This is a genomic window from Streptomyces sp. NPDC085946 (genome assembly GCF_044540485.1).
GTDB lineage: Bacteria > Actinomycetota > Actinomycetes > Streptomycetales > Streptomycetaceae > Streptomyces.
In genome coordinates this window covers 697,322-710,372 of the sequence record NZ_JBITSF010000001.1, presented here as the reverse complement: position 1 = coordinate 710,372, position 13,051 = coordinate 697,322, and the positions used below count along the sequence as shown (strand labels likewise).

The window sequence follows — 13,051 nt, the reverse complement described above, 5'->3', positions numbered from 1 at the left end:
CCGCGCCCGGACCGTCGACGCGCGTCAGACCAGGGCGGCGGCCTCCTCCGCGGAGAGGCCGCGGCCCTGCGCGTACGCGGCCTCGTAGGCCGGGTCGCCGAGCAGCGCCCGCGCCCGCCGCTCGGCGTCCTCGCGCACCAGGCGCTCCTGCCGGGCCGCGAGGTGCCCCGGCGGCAGCAGGGCGTCGGCGGCGCCGAGGCAGCGGGCCGCGTCGGGGGCGCGGCGCCCGCCGTCCAGGCCGCTCAGCGCCACGGCGGCGACGGCCAGGTAGGCGGAGTGCATGTGCGGCGCCATCGCCGCGGTGAGCGGGTCGTGGGCGCGCCGCAGGGCCTTGCGCATGGTCTCCAGGCACTGCGCGTAGCGGCCGTCGACCGCGTCCAGCCAGCCCTCCGCACCGAGGATGAACGCGTCGAAGACGACGTAGTGGGCGATGCGGAACTCCTCGCGCAGCAGCCGCAGTTGCTCGCGCCCCTCGGCGGTGCGTCCGGTCATGCCGAGCCAGCCGGCGAGGAAGAGGCGGGCCGCGGGCAGGGCCTCGTTGTGGCCGCACCGGGTCCGGGCGATGACGTCGCGCAGCAGCCGCTCACCGCGCTCGCTCTCCCCCGCCTCCAGCAGCACGGCGCCCAGCCGGGCGCTGAGCACGGCCGTCTGGGCCTGGGCGCCGAGGCGTTCGGCGTACTCGATGGCCGCCTCGTAGTCGGCGGCGGCGGCCCGGCACTCGCCCTTGCGCTCCCGGGCCTCGCCGCGGACGGCGAGCGCCTCGGCGGTGCCCCAGGCGTCGCCGAGCCGCCGGTGGAGCTCCAGGGCCTCGTCGGCGTCCCGGGCGGCGTCACCGGCCCATGCGGTGCGGTTGGCCAGCAGGTTGGCGCGGAGCTGGAGGTTGGTGGCCAGCTCCCAGTCGAACCCGGGCGTCTCCCGGCTGGTGCGGACGGCGGCGTCGACGGCCGTGCGCAGCCGGTCCATGTCGCCGGTCAGCATCACGGCGAAGGCCCAGAACGCGCCGGGCGGGCGGCAGGTCTGCGGCAGGCCCGGCGCGTACGCGGCGCCGATGGCGCGCAGCTTGGCCTGGGCCCGCGGGTTCTGCCAGTCGTCCAGCTCGGTGTCCATGCAGGCCAGGTGGGCCAGGTGCACCCCGCGCCGGGCCTCGGCCAGCACCTCCCCGGTCATCGGGGGCGGCGCGTCGGTGCAGCGCCGCTCGACGGGGGCCGCCGGGCGCACCGGCTCGGCGAACGGGTCGGGTCCCAGGGCCATGACCTCACGGCACCAGTTGCGGGCCTCGATGCGCAGGTCGCGCATGTGCCAGTACCAGACCAGGGACAGCACCAGGCACAGCGCCTCCTGCTCGTCGCGCCGGGCGACGGCGTGGCGCAGGGCGGTGCGCAGGTTCTCGTACTCCCGCTCCAGCCGTCCGATGGCGGCGGACTGGCGGTGGCCGCGCAGCAACGGGTCGGTGGTGCGGGCCAGTTCCCGGTAGTACGTCAGGTGCGCGCGCTCGGTCTCCTCGCGCCGCCCCGCCTCGTCGAGCCGGGCGCCCGCGTACTCGGCGACGGTCTCCAGCAGCCGGAAGCGCATCTCGCCGTCGCCCGCCGGCGCGGCGACGACCAGGGACTTGTCGACGAGCGAGCCGAGCACCTCCAGCGCGGCCGGGCCGCACACGGCCTCGGCGGCGGCCAGGTCGCAGCCGCCCGCGAAGACGGACAGCCGCCGCAGCACGTCGCGTTCGCCCTCGTCGAGCAGGTCCCAGGACCAGTCGACCACGGCCCGCAGGGTCTGCTGGCGGGGCAGCAGGGTACGGCTGCCGGAGGTGAGCAGGCGGAAGCGGTCGTCGAGCCGGTCGGCGATCTGACGGGGCGTCAGCACGCGCAGGCGGGCGGCGGCGAGCTCGATGGCCAGGGGCAGGCCGTCCAGCCGGCGGCAGATCTCGGCGCAGGCCGCGGCCGTCTCGCCGTCGGCGTCGACCCGGAAGCCGGGCCGCGCGGCGGCGCCCCGGTCGGCGAGCAGCCGCAGCGCGACCGGCTCGGGCAGCGGCTCCACCGGCCGCAGCAGCTCCCCCGGCACCCCGAGGGGTTCCCGGCTGGTGGCGAGCACCGTCAGGCCCGGGCAGCGCTCCAGCAGCGCCTCGGCGAGGCGGGCCGCCGCGTCGACGACGTGCTCGCAGTTGTCCAGGATCAGCAGCATCCGGCGCCGGCCGCAGTGCTCGGCGAGCCGCTCGACCGGGTCGTCGTTCCGCTCGGCGACGGCGTGCCGCATGCCCTCCGCGCCGGCGCCGTACAGCACGGTCTCGCGGGCGCCGACGGCGGTGAGGACGGCCTCCGGCACCGCGCCCGGGTCGTCCACCGGGGCGAGCTCGGCCAGCCAGACGCCGTCCGGTACGGCGGCCCGCACGCTCTCGGCGGCCTCCTGCGACAGCCGCGTCTTGCCGGCCCCGCCCGGCCCGAGCAGGGTGACCAGCCGGGCCGCCGCCAGGTCCGCCCGGATGGCCTCGATGTCGGCCTCCCGTCCGACGAAGGAGGTCAGCCGCGCCCGGAGGTTGCCGGGGGCGGCGGTCCTCCCGCCCGTGCGCTCGGCGGACCCGGGGGCCTCGGGGGCGGGCTCCCGGGCGGCGGAGGCGGAGGAGCCCGGCTGCCGGCCCGCCCCCGGCTCCAGCAGCTCCGCGTGCAGGGCCCGCAGGTCCGGTCCCGGGTCGGTGCCCAGGCGGTCCGCGAGCAGGCGGCGCACGTCCTCGTACGCGGCCAGCGCCTCGGCGGTGCGGCCCGCGTCGCGCAGGGCGCGCAGCCGCAGGACCTGGAGCGGCTCGTCCAGGGGGTGGCCGTCGCACAGGGCGGTCAGCTCCGGCAGGGACTGTCCGGCGTGGCCGAGCGCGAGGGCGGCGGCGTGGCGGGCGCGCAGCACGTCCAGGCGGCGGGTCTCGCAGCGGGCCGCCTCGGCGGTGCGGTCGGGGAGGTCGGCGAGGGCGGGGCCGGACCAGAGGGCGAGGGCGTCGTCGAGGACGGCGGCCGCCTTGGCGGGGTCGCCGTCGGCCAGGGCGCGCAGGCCCTCGCCGGCCAGCCGCTCGAAGCGGTGCAGGTCGACGTCGTCGGAGGCGGCGGTGAGCCGGTAGCCGCCGTCGGCGGAGACGACCGCGTCCGCGCCGAGGGCCCGGCGCAACCGCCCGACCAGGGCCTGGACGGCGCCCGGCGCGTCGGCGGGCGGGGCGCCGTCCCACACCTCGTCGACCAGCAGGCCCACCGGCACGGCACGGCCGGCGCGCAGGGCGAGGACGGTCAGCAGGGCACGCAGACGGGCTCCGCCGAGGGGGACGGCCGTGCCGTCGGGGCGGAGGGCCCGGGTGGTGCCGAGGATGCGGTAGCGCACGGGGTCCATTGTCTCTGCCGGGCCGGACCGGGGGTCCGGGGCGTGGGGTGGGCCGGGGCGGGGGTTCGGCACGCCGTCCCGGTGGGGGGCGAGGCGAGCCGGCCGCCGCTGCCGGCGGACGCCGGCGGGGCCCCGGGCCCCCACCCTCCCCGGAACCGCCCGTGCGCGCGAGACGTTTTCCCGGTGCGCCCGGTACGGTCGGGCCGTCGTGTCCGAGAATCCAGGGAGCCCGATGACCACCGCAGCCACCCGCCGGGGCGACCGGCGCATCAGCCCCGTGTTCCTGGGCATCGCCGCCGTCACCGCGGTCACGGGCTGGGCCACCTGGACCGGTTTCGCCGCGCAGCCGGGCGTGGCCGTGTTCCTCTTCGTGACGGCGGCGTGGATCGTCTCCCTGTGCCTGCACGAGTACGCGCACGCGCGCACCGCCCTGCACGGCGGCGACATCACGGTCGGCGCGAAGGGCTACCTCACGCTGAACCCGCTGAAGTACACGCACGCGCTGCTGAGCATCGTGCTCCCGGTGCTCTTCGTGATCATGGGCGGGATCGGTCTGCCCGGCGGTGCCGTGTTCATCGAGCGCGGGCGGATCCGGGGGCGGTGGCGGCACAGCCTGATCTCGGCGGCGGGCCCGCTGACCAACGTGCTGTTCGCCGTCGTGTGCACGGCCCCGTTCTGGCTGGACGCGCTGGACGGCGTGCCGGCCGACTTCCGGTACGCGCTGGCGTTCCTGGCCCTGCTCCAGGTGACGGCCGCGATCCTGAACTTCCTGCCGGTGCCGGGCCTGGACGGCTACGGCGTCATCGAGCCCTGGCTGTCGTACGGCGTCCGGCGGCAGGTGGAGCCGTTCGCCCCGTTCGGCCTGCTGTTCGTGTTCGCGCTGCTGTGGCTCCCGGGGGTGAACGCGGTCTTCTTCGACCTGGTCGACACCGTCCTGAAGGCGCTGGGCGTCTCCGACTTCGAGACGTACTGCGGCCAGGACCTGTACCGCTTCTGGCAGGGCGCGAGCGGGATCTGCTCGGTCAGCCCGTGAGCGACCCGCGGCGGCCGGACCGGCCGCGCTTGAGGTAGTACCAGGCCATGTTCGACGACAGCCCGGCCAGCAGCACCCAGACGATGCCCAGGAAGCTGCCCTGCACGAAGGAGACCACGGCCGCGGCCACGGCGAGGACGCAGACGACGACGGCGTAGAGGGCGAGGCGGGGCATGGCGGCGGGCTCCTGTCGGGGGACACTGCGGGCGACCTCCAGTGTCCCCCATCCGCCCGCCGCGCGGCGGGCGGGGACGCCCCGGGGCTCACACGTCGGTGATGCGGAGCCCCGCGTGGGCCTTGTACCGGCGGTTGACGGAGATCAGGTTCGCGACCAGCGCCTCCACCTGGTGGGCGTTGCGCAGCCGTCCCGCGAAGATGCCGCGCATGCCGGGGATGCGGCCGGCCAGCGCCTGCACGGTCTCCACGTCGGCGCGCGCCTCGCCGAGCACCATCACGTCGGTGTCGATCTCGTCGATCTCCGGGTCCTGGAGCAGCACCGCCGACAGGTGGTGGAAGGCGGCCGTCACCCGGGAGTCCGGCAGCAGGGCCGCGGCCTGCTCGGCGGCGCTGCCCTCCTCGGGCTTCAGCGCGTAGGCGCCCTTCTTGTCGAAGCCGAGCGGGTTGACGCAGTCGACGACGAGCTTGCCCGCCAGGTCCTCGCGCAGCGCCCGCAGGGTGTCCCCGTGGCCCTCCCACGGCACGGCGACGATCACGAGGTCGCTGCGGCGGGCGCACTCGGCGTTGTCGGCGCCCTCGACGCCGTGCCCGAGCTCCTCGGCGGCCTCCCGGGCGCGCTCCGCGGCCCGGGAGCCGATGATCACCTTCTGGCCGGCCTTGGCGAGCCGGTAGGCCAGGCCCTTGCCCTGCGGTCCGGTGCCGCCGAGCACGCCGACGACGAGCCCGGAGACGTCGGGCAGGTCCCAGGGGTCCTTGGCCGGGGCCTTCTGCTCGGGGCCGGGGGAAGCACTGTCGGTAGAGGTCATGGGCCGACTCTACGTCCGGCGCGACGCGGCCTCACATGAGGTCCGTCACGGGCGCCGGCGCTCGGTGACCGTGCCGCGCGCGGGCCGGCGCCACCGCGGCGGCCGGGGCGGATCCGCCGGGTGTTCGACGCCGGTACGGGTGATCCGTCCCCTTGCCCGGGTCGGGCGAATGCGGGGTGAACATCCGGCCGTGACCGGCCGGTTGCGGCACGATCCGGTCCCATGGATGCGGTACGGGTCGCGTTGCTGAGGGAAGTGCTCGCCGGGACCGAGTGGCTGGACGCCACCCGGCGGTTCGCCGGGGCGCTGCGGGGTTCGGTGGTGTCGCACGGGGGCGGGCTGCTGCTGGTGGGCACGGAGGAGTACGAGCCGTGGCACCTGGCGGCGCACCTGGTGGACGAGGCCGCGTGGTCGGGCACGCCGGAGCTGGCCCCGACGCTGGTCCGGCACGCCGCGCGCCCTTCGGACCCGGCGCACCTGGCGGTCGGCCCGGGCCGGCTCACGGCGGCGCGGCGCGGCGAGACGCTGCTGGTGGTGGCGCCGCGTGGGCCGGGCGCCCCGCTCCTGGAGCGGGTGTGCGACGCCCGGCGGGCGGGGGCGACCGTCCTGGCGCTCGGGGCCGGGCAGGGGGAACTGCCCGCGCTGGCCCACGAGATGCTGACCGTGACCGACGCCGCGGAGCTGGACCTCGACACCGTCCAGCACCTGGTCGGCGCGGCGGCCGGGGAGGACGCGGTACCGGCCCCCCGGGGCCGCCGCCGGCTGCGCGACCGGGTGACCCGCCTGGCCGAACAGCTGACGGCACCGCCGCCCGCGCGGTGGTGAGCGTCCGGACGGCGGTGAACGGCCGGCCCGCGGCGAGGGTCCGCCCGTCGGCGGGGACGGGATCGGCGGTGAGCGGGCGGGCGGCGGCGGGCGCCCGAAGGGCCGGGCGTCCCGCCCGCTCCCGGCCCGGGCCGCCGCTCAGCCGCCGTCGCGGCCGCCCGCCGGGGTGTCGTGCCACTTGGGGTCGTTCTCCCACTGGAGGTTGCGCTCGCGGGCCGTCTCCATCGCGTGCTCGGCCTCGGTGCGGCTCGTGTAGGGCCCGAAGCGGTCCTTGGCCGGGCAGTCCGGCCCCTCCTCGACCTTCTTGTGTTCCAGGCAGTAGTACCACTCGCCCGGCTTCCCGGCCGTCCGCTTCTTGAACAGGGGCATGTCCGGCTCCTTTCGCCACCGTCATGGTCCCCCGTGGCCGCTGTCTTAGACTCGCTGGCATGTCTGGCCAGTCGCTGCTCGTCCCAGGGGAGCTGTCCCCCACCCGTTCCGTGCCCGGGAACATCCGCCGCCCCGAGTACGTCGGCAAGCCCGCACCGGCGCCGTACACCGGCCCCGAGGTGCAGACCCCGGAGACCGTCGAGGCGATGCGGGTCGCCGGGCGGATCGCGGCGCAGGCGATGGCGGAGGCCGCCCGGCACATCGCGCCGGGCGTGACGACCGACGAGCTGGACCGGGTGGCGCACGAGTTCCTGTGCGACCACGGCGCCTACCCCTCGACGCTCGGCTACCGCGGCTTCCCCAAGTCGCTGTGCACGTCCGTCAACGAGGTCATCTGCCACGGCATCCCCGACTCGACCGTCCTGCGCGACGGCGACATCGTCAACCTCGACGTGACGGCGTACATCGGCGGGGTGCACGGCGACAACAACGCCACGTACCTCGTCGGGGACGTGGACGAGGAGAGCCGGCTGCTCGTGGAGCGCACCCGCGAGGCGCTCGACCGGGCGATCAGGGCGGTCAGGCCGGGCCGGCAGATCAACGTCATCGGCCGGGTCATCGAGTCGTACGCCAAGCGCTTCGGGTACGGGGTGGTCCGGGACTTCACCGGGCACGGCATCAGCACGGCGTTCCACTCCGGCCTGATCGTCCCGCACTACGACAGCCCGCACGCGACGACGGTCATGCAGCCGGGCATGACCTTCACGATCGAGCCGATGCTGACCCTCGGGACCCACGAGTACGACATGTGGGACGACGGCTGGACGGTCGTGACGAAGGACCGCAAGCGCACCGCCCAGTTCGAGCACACGCTGGTGGTGACGGACACGGGCGCGGACGTCCTGACCCTGCCCTGACGCCGCGGGACCCCCGCCGGCCGGCCCGCCCTCCCCGGAGGGCGGGCCTTTTCGCGTCCGCGCGCCGTTCCGGCCGGGGCCGGGTAGCGTTTTACCGACAGATCGTCGGCAAGGCATTGACTAAGGCAACCCTAACCAAAGAAGATCGCCCCATGGACTCCTTCTCCACCCTCATCCGCACCGCCTCGCACGAGCAGCACGCCGAGGCGGAGAACTCGACGTTCATGAGCGACCTGCTGGGCGGCCGGCTGGGGGTGGAGGCGTACGCGCGCTACACCGAGCAGCTGTGGTTCGTCTACGAGGCCCTGGAGCAGGGCGGCGAACGGCTGGCGTCGGACCCGGTCGCCGGGCCCTTCGTCCGCCCGGAGCTGTTCCGCCTGGCCGCCCTGGAGCGGGACCTGGCCCACCTGCGCGGGCCGGACTGGCGGTCCGGCCTGACCGCGCTGCCCGCCACCCGGGCGTACGCCGACCGGATCGCGGAGTGCGTGCGCGACTGGCCGGCCGGTTACATCGCCCACCACTACACCCGCTACCTCGGCGACCTCTCCGGCGGCCAGATCATCCGCGACCGGGCCGAGCGGACGTGGGGGTTCGCGAAGAAGGGCGACGGGGTCCGCTTCTACGTCTTCGAGGGGATCGCCAACCCGGCGGCCTTCAAGCGGGAGTACCGGGAGACGCTGGACGCGGTGCGCGCCGACGAGCTGGAGAAGCAGCGGATCGTCGCCGAGTGCAAGCGGGCGTTCGCGCTGAACACGGCGGTCTTCCGGGCGCTGGGCGAGGAGTTCCCGCTGTCCGCGTGAGCGGGGCGGGCGGCACACGCGGCCGGCCCCGGGCCCGGCTCGCCCGACGCGAGGGGGCCCGGGGCCGGCCCGGGTGAAGTCTCCGCCGGTGGCGGTCAGTTGTCGAAGACGCCCTTGTGGCAGAGCGCGCCCTGGTACTCCAGCTCGGCGGTCTCCGTGTGGATGGAGCCCGAGTACGGGCTGCACGGGATGGGCTCGTCACCGTCGGCGGCGGCGGTGGCGGCGCCCGCGGCGGTCAGGCCGACGGCCAGGACGACGGCGGCCAGGGTGGATCGGATGCGCATGGGGTTCCTCTCACGATGCCGAGTGGTCACGCCCAGTGGTCCCCGGTCGCCGGTCCGTGCACACGCTGTTCCACCCGGACGGACGCGCCGGTTCCACCCGCCGCGCGCCCCGCTCAGCGCTCCAGGTACACGCGGCCGCCGACCTCGATCCACCCGTGCGGCTGCGGTGCGGTGAGGATCTGGGAGCCCGCGCCCTGGGTGATGTTCAGGGCGCGGCCCAGCAGGTCGGTCAGGAGCAGGGCCGCCGCGCCGGTCGCCTCGTCCTCCTCGATGCCGTCGTCGCGGCCGGGGAAGGCACGGGCGCGGATCCGCCCGGCGGGCTCGTCCTCCCAGGCCCAGGCGTAGATCCACTCCCCCGGCGGCGGCACGGGCAGGTCGTCGACCTCGGCGGCGGTGGCGTACCGGCGCAGGGTGCGCGGCGGCGCCCACTGCGCCCGCGCCTCGATCCAGCAGAACTCGCCGTCCTGCCGGGCGCCCACCACCCCGGCGGGCACGACGAGTTCGGGCACGTCCAGCAGCCAGGCCGCGCCGACGCAGGGGTGGCCGGCGAAGGGCAGGCGCAGGGTGGGGGTGCGGATGTCGATGATCCCGCGCTCCGGGTCGTCGACGAACACGGTCTCGCTGAAACCGAGTTTCGCGGCGAACGCCTGGCGCTCCTCGGGGTCGGGCAGCAGGGAGCCGTCGCGGACGACGCCCAGTTCGTTGCCGTATCCCCCGCGGGGCCCGCAGAAGACCCGCAGCACGTCGTAGTCAGTCACGGGGGCATTCAAACATCGCGCGCGCGGCCGCGGCCGCCCCAGGTCAGGGCGGTCCCGGACCGCGGCGTCCGCCTCCTCCGGCTTCCCCGTGCGGTCGGTCGGCCCCGGCCGTACCCGGTCCCGGCGCCCGCGCTCCTCCTCGCCCCGGTAGGGTTCGCCTCCGGGAAGGCGAAGGTGAAGGAAGGCGATGAGCAGGGATCGCGGCCCTCGAAGGCTCCGCAGGCTTGACCGCACCGCCCTCATGGCGGCCTCGGTGACCGCTTGGTCGTTGACGGCGAGCGGATGCGTGGTGGTGCACGGGGAGAGGGAGGTGCTCCCGGCCACCACGCGCGCCGAAGCCGCCGAGGCGCTCCGGGAGTTCACCGCCGCGTACAACAAGGCCGACAAGGCCTACGACGGTTCGCTGGACGCCGCGCACACGACCGGCGCGCTCGCCGACATCGACGCGGCGCGGCTGAAGGCCGGGAAGGCCAACAACCCGGGCGGCAACCCGAACCACACGCCGCTGGAGCTGTCGGACGCCGAGTTCACCATCCCCGAGAAGGCGGGCTGGCCCCGCTGGTTCCTCGCGGACGCGGCGGCCAACAAGGGCGGACAGGCGCGCTGGCTGCTGGTGTTCACCCGCGGCGGCCTGGAGGAGACCTGGCAGGTGGCGTACCTGACCCTGGTGGCACCGGACGACGTACCGGAGTTCCGGACGGACCGGGACGGGTGGGCCGAGGCGGTGCCCGCCGACGCGACCGGGCTGGCCGTCGCGCCCGGCGACCTGAGCCGGGCCTACACCGCGTACCTGAAGAGCGGCGGGGACACCTTCGCGGCGGGGACGCACACCAGCGCGTGGCGGCAGCTGCGCCGGAAGGCCACCAGGCCGGGCCTGGCCACCCAGTACATCGACGAGCCGCTCACGAACGGCGCGTACGCGCCGCTGGCGCTGCGCACGAAGGACGGCGGGGCGTTGGTGTTCTTCACCACGCGCCACTACGAGAAGCGGACGGCCGCGGCCGGCACCTCGGTGCCCGCGCCCGGCGAGGACGTGCTGGCCCTGACGAAGGGCGAGATCAAGCAGTCGCTGACGATGGAGTTCGTCTCCAACGAGGTCGCCCTCGACCCCGGGGCGAGCGGCGGGAAGGTGACGGTCCTGGGGCGGATCCAGGGGCTGACGTCGGCGCAGGGCGGGTAGTGCCCCGCCGGGCTCAGCGGCGCAGGGGCCAGGCCGAGCCGGCGGACTCCTCGCCGGCGTACCGGGCGCAGGAGTCGGTGAGGACCTCCAGCAGGCTCAGCGGGTCGGGCAGCGCGTGCTCGGGGCCGCGCACCCAGTGCACCGTCCGGTCCTCGCCGGGCAGCCGGGCGGGCGGGACGAGGACGTAGGAGCCGCGGCAGTGCCAGCGCAGGCCGGGGTGCTCGTCCATGGTCTCGGGGTGGCAGTCCAGCTCGCACGGCCACCACTCGTCCTCGTCCTCGGGGGTGCCGCGGGTGAGGGTGAAGAACAGCATGCGGCCGTCGTCGCTCTCGGCGACGGGGCCGACCTCGACGCCGGCGGCGAGGAGCCGTGCCAGCGCCTCCCGGCCGGCGTCCAGGGGCACGTCCAGGACGTCGTGCACCATGCCGGTCGCGGTGATGAAGTTGGCCTGCGGCTGGTGGCGGGCCCAGTTCTCGATCTGGGCGCGGTCGGTGGTGGACTGCGTCTGCCAGGCGAAGGACACGGGGTGCCGGGCCGGGGTCGGACAGCCGACCCGGTCGCACGAACACCGGTAGCCGGACGGGTGGGCGGCGGGCGCGAGGGGCAGCCCCGCGTCGGCGGCGGCGAGCAGCAGGGCCTCGCGGCCGTCGTCGCCGGCGGCCTCCTTCGGGCGGCGGCCTCCGCGCAGCCACTGGGAGAGTTTGCCCTGCCGGCCGCTGCGGCCGCCGAACGTCGCGCTCATCTATCCCCTCGTCTCGCTGTCGTGCGGAACAGCATGCCTCATGGTCCCATCATCCTGCGCGCCGGGGGGCCAGAGCCCACATCCCGGGTGGTAAGCACCAAAACGACCGGATCAGCGCGCGGCGATGCCGCCCAGGGCGTAGTCGACGAGGGTGTCGGTGTAGGCGTGGCTGATGGGGCCCGTGTACTGGAGCCAGCGCTGGGCGAGCGGGGAGACGAACAGCTCCAGGGCGATGCGCGGGTCGACGTCGGGCCGGACCTGGCCGGCGGCCTGCGCGGCGCGCAGCCGGTCGGCGTACAGCCGCAGCTGCGGTTCGAGCAGCGTGGCCACGAACTCGCGGCCGAGCCGCTCGTTGACGACGCCCTCGGCGGCCAGGGCGCGGGACGGCGCCTCGAACCGGGGGTCGCGCAGTTCGTCGACGGTGGCGCGCAGCACCGCCTTGAGGTCGGCGGCGAGGTCGCCGGTGTCGGGGATGGCGTACGGCTCCTGCCCGGCGGCCTCGGCGGCCTGCCGGCTCAGGTCGAGGAACGCCTCCAGCAGGACCTCCGCCTTCGACGGCCACCAGCGGTAGATCGTCTGCTTGCCGACGCCGGCGCGGGCCGCGATGCCCTCGATGGTGGTCTTCGGGTAGCCGACCTCCGCGACCAGGGCGAGGGCGGCGTCGTAGATGGCGCGCCGGGACCGCTCGCTGCGGCGGGTGGCGTCGGGGGCGGGGCGCTCGGGTGCGGACTGTTCGGCCATGGGTCCGACGGTAGCAAGGGGATGAGACGGGACGTCTCGCCGCAGGGGCTTCAGCGCCGTTGCTCGTCCGCCGGGGGCCAGGCGTCGCCCCAGTCCGCGTCGCGGGCCGCCTTGTACAGGTCGCCGTGGCGCTTGGTGACCGTGGCGCGGCGCAGCGCGGGTTCCGTCTCGCACAGGTCGAGGAGGACCTGGCCCTTGCGGATCTGCGGCCGGCGGACGACGCGGGCGGGGACCGGGGCGACCGGGAAGCGGGCGGCGGCGACGTAGCTGAACTTCTCGTCCTCGTAGGCGAGGGAGCCGCCCTTGACCTGGCGGTGCAGGGAGGAGCGGCTGACCCGGGCCGAGAAGTGGCACCAGTCGGTGCCGGGGGCGATGGGGCAGGCGGCGCCGTGCGGGCAGGGGGCGGCGATGCGGAAGCCGGCGGCGACGAGGCGCTCGCGGGCCTGGAGAACACGGGCGTAGCCGTCGGGGGTGCCGGGTTCGACGATCACGACGGCCCGGGCGGCGGACGCGGCGGTGTCGACGAGGGCCGCGCGGTCGGCGGGGGTGAGTTCGTTGAGGACGTAGGAGACGGTGACGAGGTCGGTGCTCTCCAGGGTGAGCGCCTGGCCGATCCGGGCGCGCTGCCACCGGGCCGCCCGGAGCCCGGGGTGGCCGGCGGCGAGTTCCCGGCCGAGCGCGAGCGCCGGTTCGGCCCAGTCCAGCACGGTGACGGGCCGCTCGCCGGGCCAGGTGGCGTGGACCGCCCAGGTCGCGGCGCCGGTGCCGCCGCCGACGTCGACGTGGCCGCCGGGCACCCACCCGGGTGCCGCCGCCGCGAACGCCTCCAGGGCCGTGCGCACCGCCTCGAAGGTGGCCGGCATGCGGTACGCGGCGTACGCCGCCACGTCCGAGCGGTCGCGCAGCACCGGCGCGTCCGTCGGGGTCCGCCCCCGGTAGTTCGCGATCAGCCGCTCCACCGCCTGCGCCGCCGCCTTCGGCGGGAGCCCGTCCAGCAGCCCGGCCAGGGCGGCTCGGAGGGCGTCGGCGGAAGAGACGGGGGCGTTCACGTGCGGAATTCTACGG

The 13,051-nt window shown here is 75.8% G+C and carries 13 protein-coding genes and 2 pseudogenes; 6 read left to right on the top strand and 9 right to left on the bottom strand.

The window, feature by feature from the left end; translation table 11 throughout:
• Positions 1–24: 24 nt before the first annotated feature.
• On the bottom strand, positions 25–3,363 hold the full coding sequence (locus ACIF8T_RS03175) for an AfsR/SARP family transcriptional regulator (protein ID WP_400030545.1): 3,339 nt from the start codon (positions 3,361–3,363) through the stop codon (positions 25–27).
• Positions 3,364–3,586: 223 nt separating this feature from the next.
• On the opposite strand from ACIF8T_RS03175, the gene ACIF8T_RS03170 reads away from it, so the two are divergent.
• Positions 3,587–4,387 carry a site-2 protease family protein gene (locus tag ACIF8T_RS03170; protein WP_400030543.1) on the top strand — a complete coding sequence of 267 codons (801 nt, stop codon included), beginning with the start codon at positions 3,587–3,589 and terminating at the stop codon, positions 4,385–4,387.
• Here the strand turns inward: ACIF8T_RS03170 and ACIF8T_RS03165 are convergent.
• Positions 4,377–4,614: pseudogene (locus ACIF8T_RS03165) on the bottom strand (hypothetical protein). The gene ACIF8T_RS03170 and the pseudogene ACIF8T_RS03165 overlap by 11 nt on opposite strands.
• A 36-nt stretch (positions 4,615–4,650) precedes the next feature.
• Positions 4,651–5,370 carry an NADPH-dependent F420 reductase gene (npdG, locus tag ACIF8T_RS03160; protein ID WP_400030541.1) on the bottom strand — a complete coding sequence of 240 codons (720 nt, stop codon included), beginning with the start codon at positions 5,368–5,370 and terminating at the stop codon, positions 4,651–4,653.
• 222 nt (positions 5,371–5,592) lie between these two features.
• On the opposite strand from npdG, the gene ACIF8T_RS03155 reads away from it, so the two are divergent.
• Positions 5,593–6,195, top strand: coding sequence for a hypothetical protein (locus ACIF8T_RS03155; RefSeq protein ID WP_400030539.1), 603 nt, complete (start codon positions 5,593–5,595; stop codon positions 6,193–6,195).
• Positions 6,196–6,333: 138 nt separating this feature from the next.
• On the opposite strand, the gene ACIF8T_RS03150 is transcribed toward ACIF8T_RS03155, so the two are convergent.
• Positions 6,334–6,564 (bottom strand): hypothetical protein, encoded by a 231-nt coding sequence (locus tag ACIF8T_RS03150; protein ID WP_400030538.1) that lies wholly within the window; start codon positions 6,562–6,564, stop codon positions 6,334–6,336.
• 59 nt (positions 6,565–6,623) lie between these two features.
• Here ACIF8T_RS03150 and map point away from each other — a divergent pair, with 59 nt between their 5' ends.
• Both map and ACIF8T_RS03140 read left to right on the top strand, forming a co-directional pair.
• On the top strand, positions 6,624–7,481 hold the full coding sequence (gene map / locus ACIF8T_RS03145; protein WP_400030536.1) for a type I methionyl aminopeptidase: 858 nt from the start codon (positions 6,624–6,626) through the stop codon (positions 7,479–7,481).
• 152 nt (positions 7,482–7,633) lie between these two features.
• Positions 7,634–8,281, top strand: coding sequence for a heme oxygenase (biliverdin-producing) (locus ACIF8T_RS03140; protein ID WP_400030534.1), 648 nt, complete (start codon positions 7,634–7,636; stop codon positions 8,279–8,281).
• A gap of 95 nt (positions 8,282–8,376) precedes the next feature.
• On the opposite strand, the gene ACIF8T_RS03135 is transcribed toward ACIF8T_RS03140, so the two are convergent.
• Entirely contained in the window at positions 8,377–8,565 is a 189-nt protein-coding gene (locus ACIF8T_RS03135) for a hypothetical protein (protein ID WP_400030532.1), read from the bottom strand.
• Between the two features lie 113 nt (positions 8,566–8,678).
• Positions 8,679–9,323 carry a PhzF family phenazine biosynthesis protein gene (locus ACIF8T_RS03130; protein WP_400030530.1) on the bottom strand — a complete coding sequence of 215 codons (645 nt, stop codon included), beginning with the start codon at positions 9,321–9,323 and terminating at the stop codon, positions 8,679–8,681.
• A gap of 111 nt (positions 9,324–9,434) precedes the next feature.
• On the opposite strand from ACIF8T_RS03130, the pseudogene ACIF8T_RS03125 reads away from it, so the two are divergent.
• Both ACIF8T_RS03125 and ACIF8T_RS03120 read left to right on the top strand, forming a co-directional pair.
• Positions 9,435–9,551 (top strand): annotated as a pseudogene (locus ACIF8T_RS03125) (iron transporter); the annotation flags it as partial.
• On the top strand, positions 9,511–10,503 hold the full coding sequence (locus ACIF8T_RS03120) for a hypothetical protein (RefSeq protein WP_400030528.1): 993 nt from the start codon (positions 9,511–9,513) through the stop codon (positions 10,501–10,503). The pseudogene ACIF8T_RS03125 and the gene ACIF8T_RS03120, both read left to right, overlap by 41 nt.
• 13 nt (positions 10,504–10,516) lie before the next feature.
• On the opposite strand, the gene ACIF8T_RS03115 is transcribed toward ACIF8T_RS03120, so the two are convergent.
• The 3 genes from ACIF8T_RS03115 to ACIF8T_RS03105 form a co-directional block, all read right to left on the bottom strand.
• Complete coding sequence (locus tag ACIF8T_RS03115) at positions 10,517–11,245, bottom strand: bifunctional DNA primase/polymerase (RefSeq protein ID WP_400030526.1); 729 nt, start codon at positions 11,243–11,245, stop codon at positions 10,517–10,519.
• Between the two features lie 111 nt (positions 11,246–11,356).
• A complete protein-coding gene (locus tag ACIF8T_RS03110; protein WP_400030524.1) occupies positions 11,357–11,986 on the bottom strand; it encodes a TetR/AcrR family transcriptional regulator in 630 nt (209 codons plus the stop codon).
• Between the two features lie 50 nt (positions 11,987–12,036).
• Positions 12,037–13,035 (bottom strand): small ribosomal subunit Rsm22 family protein, encoded by a 999-nt coding sequence (locus ACIF8T_RS03105; protein ID WP_400030522.1) that lies wholly within the window; start codon positions 13,033–13,035, stop codon positions 12,037–12,039.
• Positions 13,036–13,051: the final 16 nt, after the last annotated feature.

What these genes read in the sequence shown, in the direction of transcription:
- ACIF8T_RS03175 (WP_400030545.1), bottom strand. Translation starts at nt 3,363, where the DNA reads ATGGACCCCGTGCGCTACCGCATCCTCGGCACCACCCGGGCCCTCCGC.
- ACIF8T_RS03170 (WP_400030543.1), top strand. Translation starts at nt 3,587, where the DNA reads ATGACCACCGCAGCCACCCGCCGGGGCGACCGGCGCATCAGCCCCGTG.
- npdG (WP_400030541.1), bottom strand. Translation starts at nt 5,370, where the DNA reads ATGACCTCTACCGACAGTGCTTCCCCCGGCCCCGAGCAGAAGGCCCCG.
- ACIF8T_RS03155 (WP_400030539.1), top strand. Translation starts at nt 5,593, where the DNA reads ATGGATGCGGTACGGGTCGCGTTGCTGAGGGAAGTGCTCGCCGGGACC.
- ACIF8T_RS03150 (WP_400030538.1), bottom strand. Translation starts at nt 6,564, where the DNA reads ATGCCCCTGTTCAAGAAGCGGACGGCCGGGAAGCCGGGCGAGTGGTAC.
- map (WP_400030536.1), top strand. Translation starts at nt 6,624, where the DNA reads ATGTCTGGCCAGTCGCTGCTCGTCCCAGGGGAGCTGTCCCCCACCCGT.
- ACIF8T_RS03140 (WP_400030534.1), top strand. Translation starts at nt 7,634, where the DNA reads ATGGACTCCTTCTCCACCCTCATCCGCACCGCCTCGCACGAGCAGCAC.
- ACIF8T_RS03135 (WP_400030532.1), bottom strand. Translation starts at nt 8,565, where the DNA reads ATGCGCATCCGATCCACCCTGGCCGCCGTCGTCCTGGCCGTCGGCCTG.
- ACIF8T_RS03120 (WP_400030528.1), top strand. Translation starts at nt 9,511, where the DNA reads ATGAGCAGGGATCGCGGCCCTCGAAGGCTCCGCAGGCTTGACCGCACC.
- ACIF8T_RS03115 (WP_400030526.1), bottom strand. Translation starts at nt 11,245, where the DNA reads ATGAGCGCGACGTTCGGCGGCCGCAGCGGCCGGCAGGGCAAACTCTCC.
- ACIF8T_RS03110 (WP_400030524.1), bottom strand. Translation starts at nt 11,986, where the DNA reads ATGGCCGAACAGTCCGCACCCGAGCGCCCCGCCCCCGACGCCACCCGC.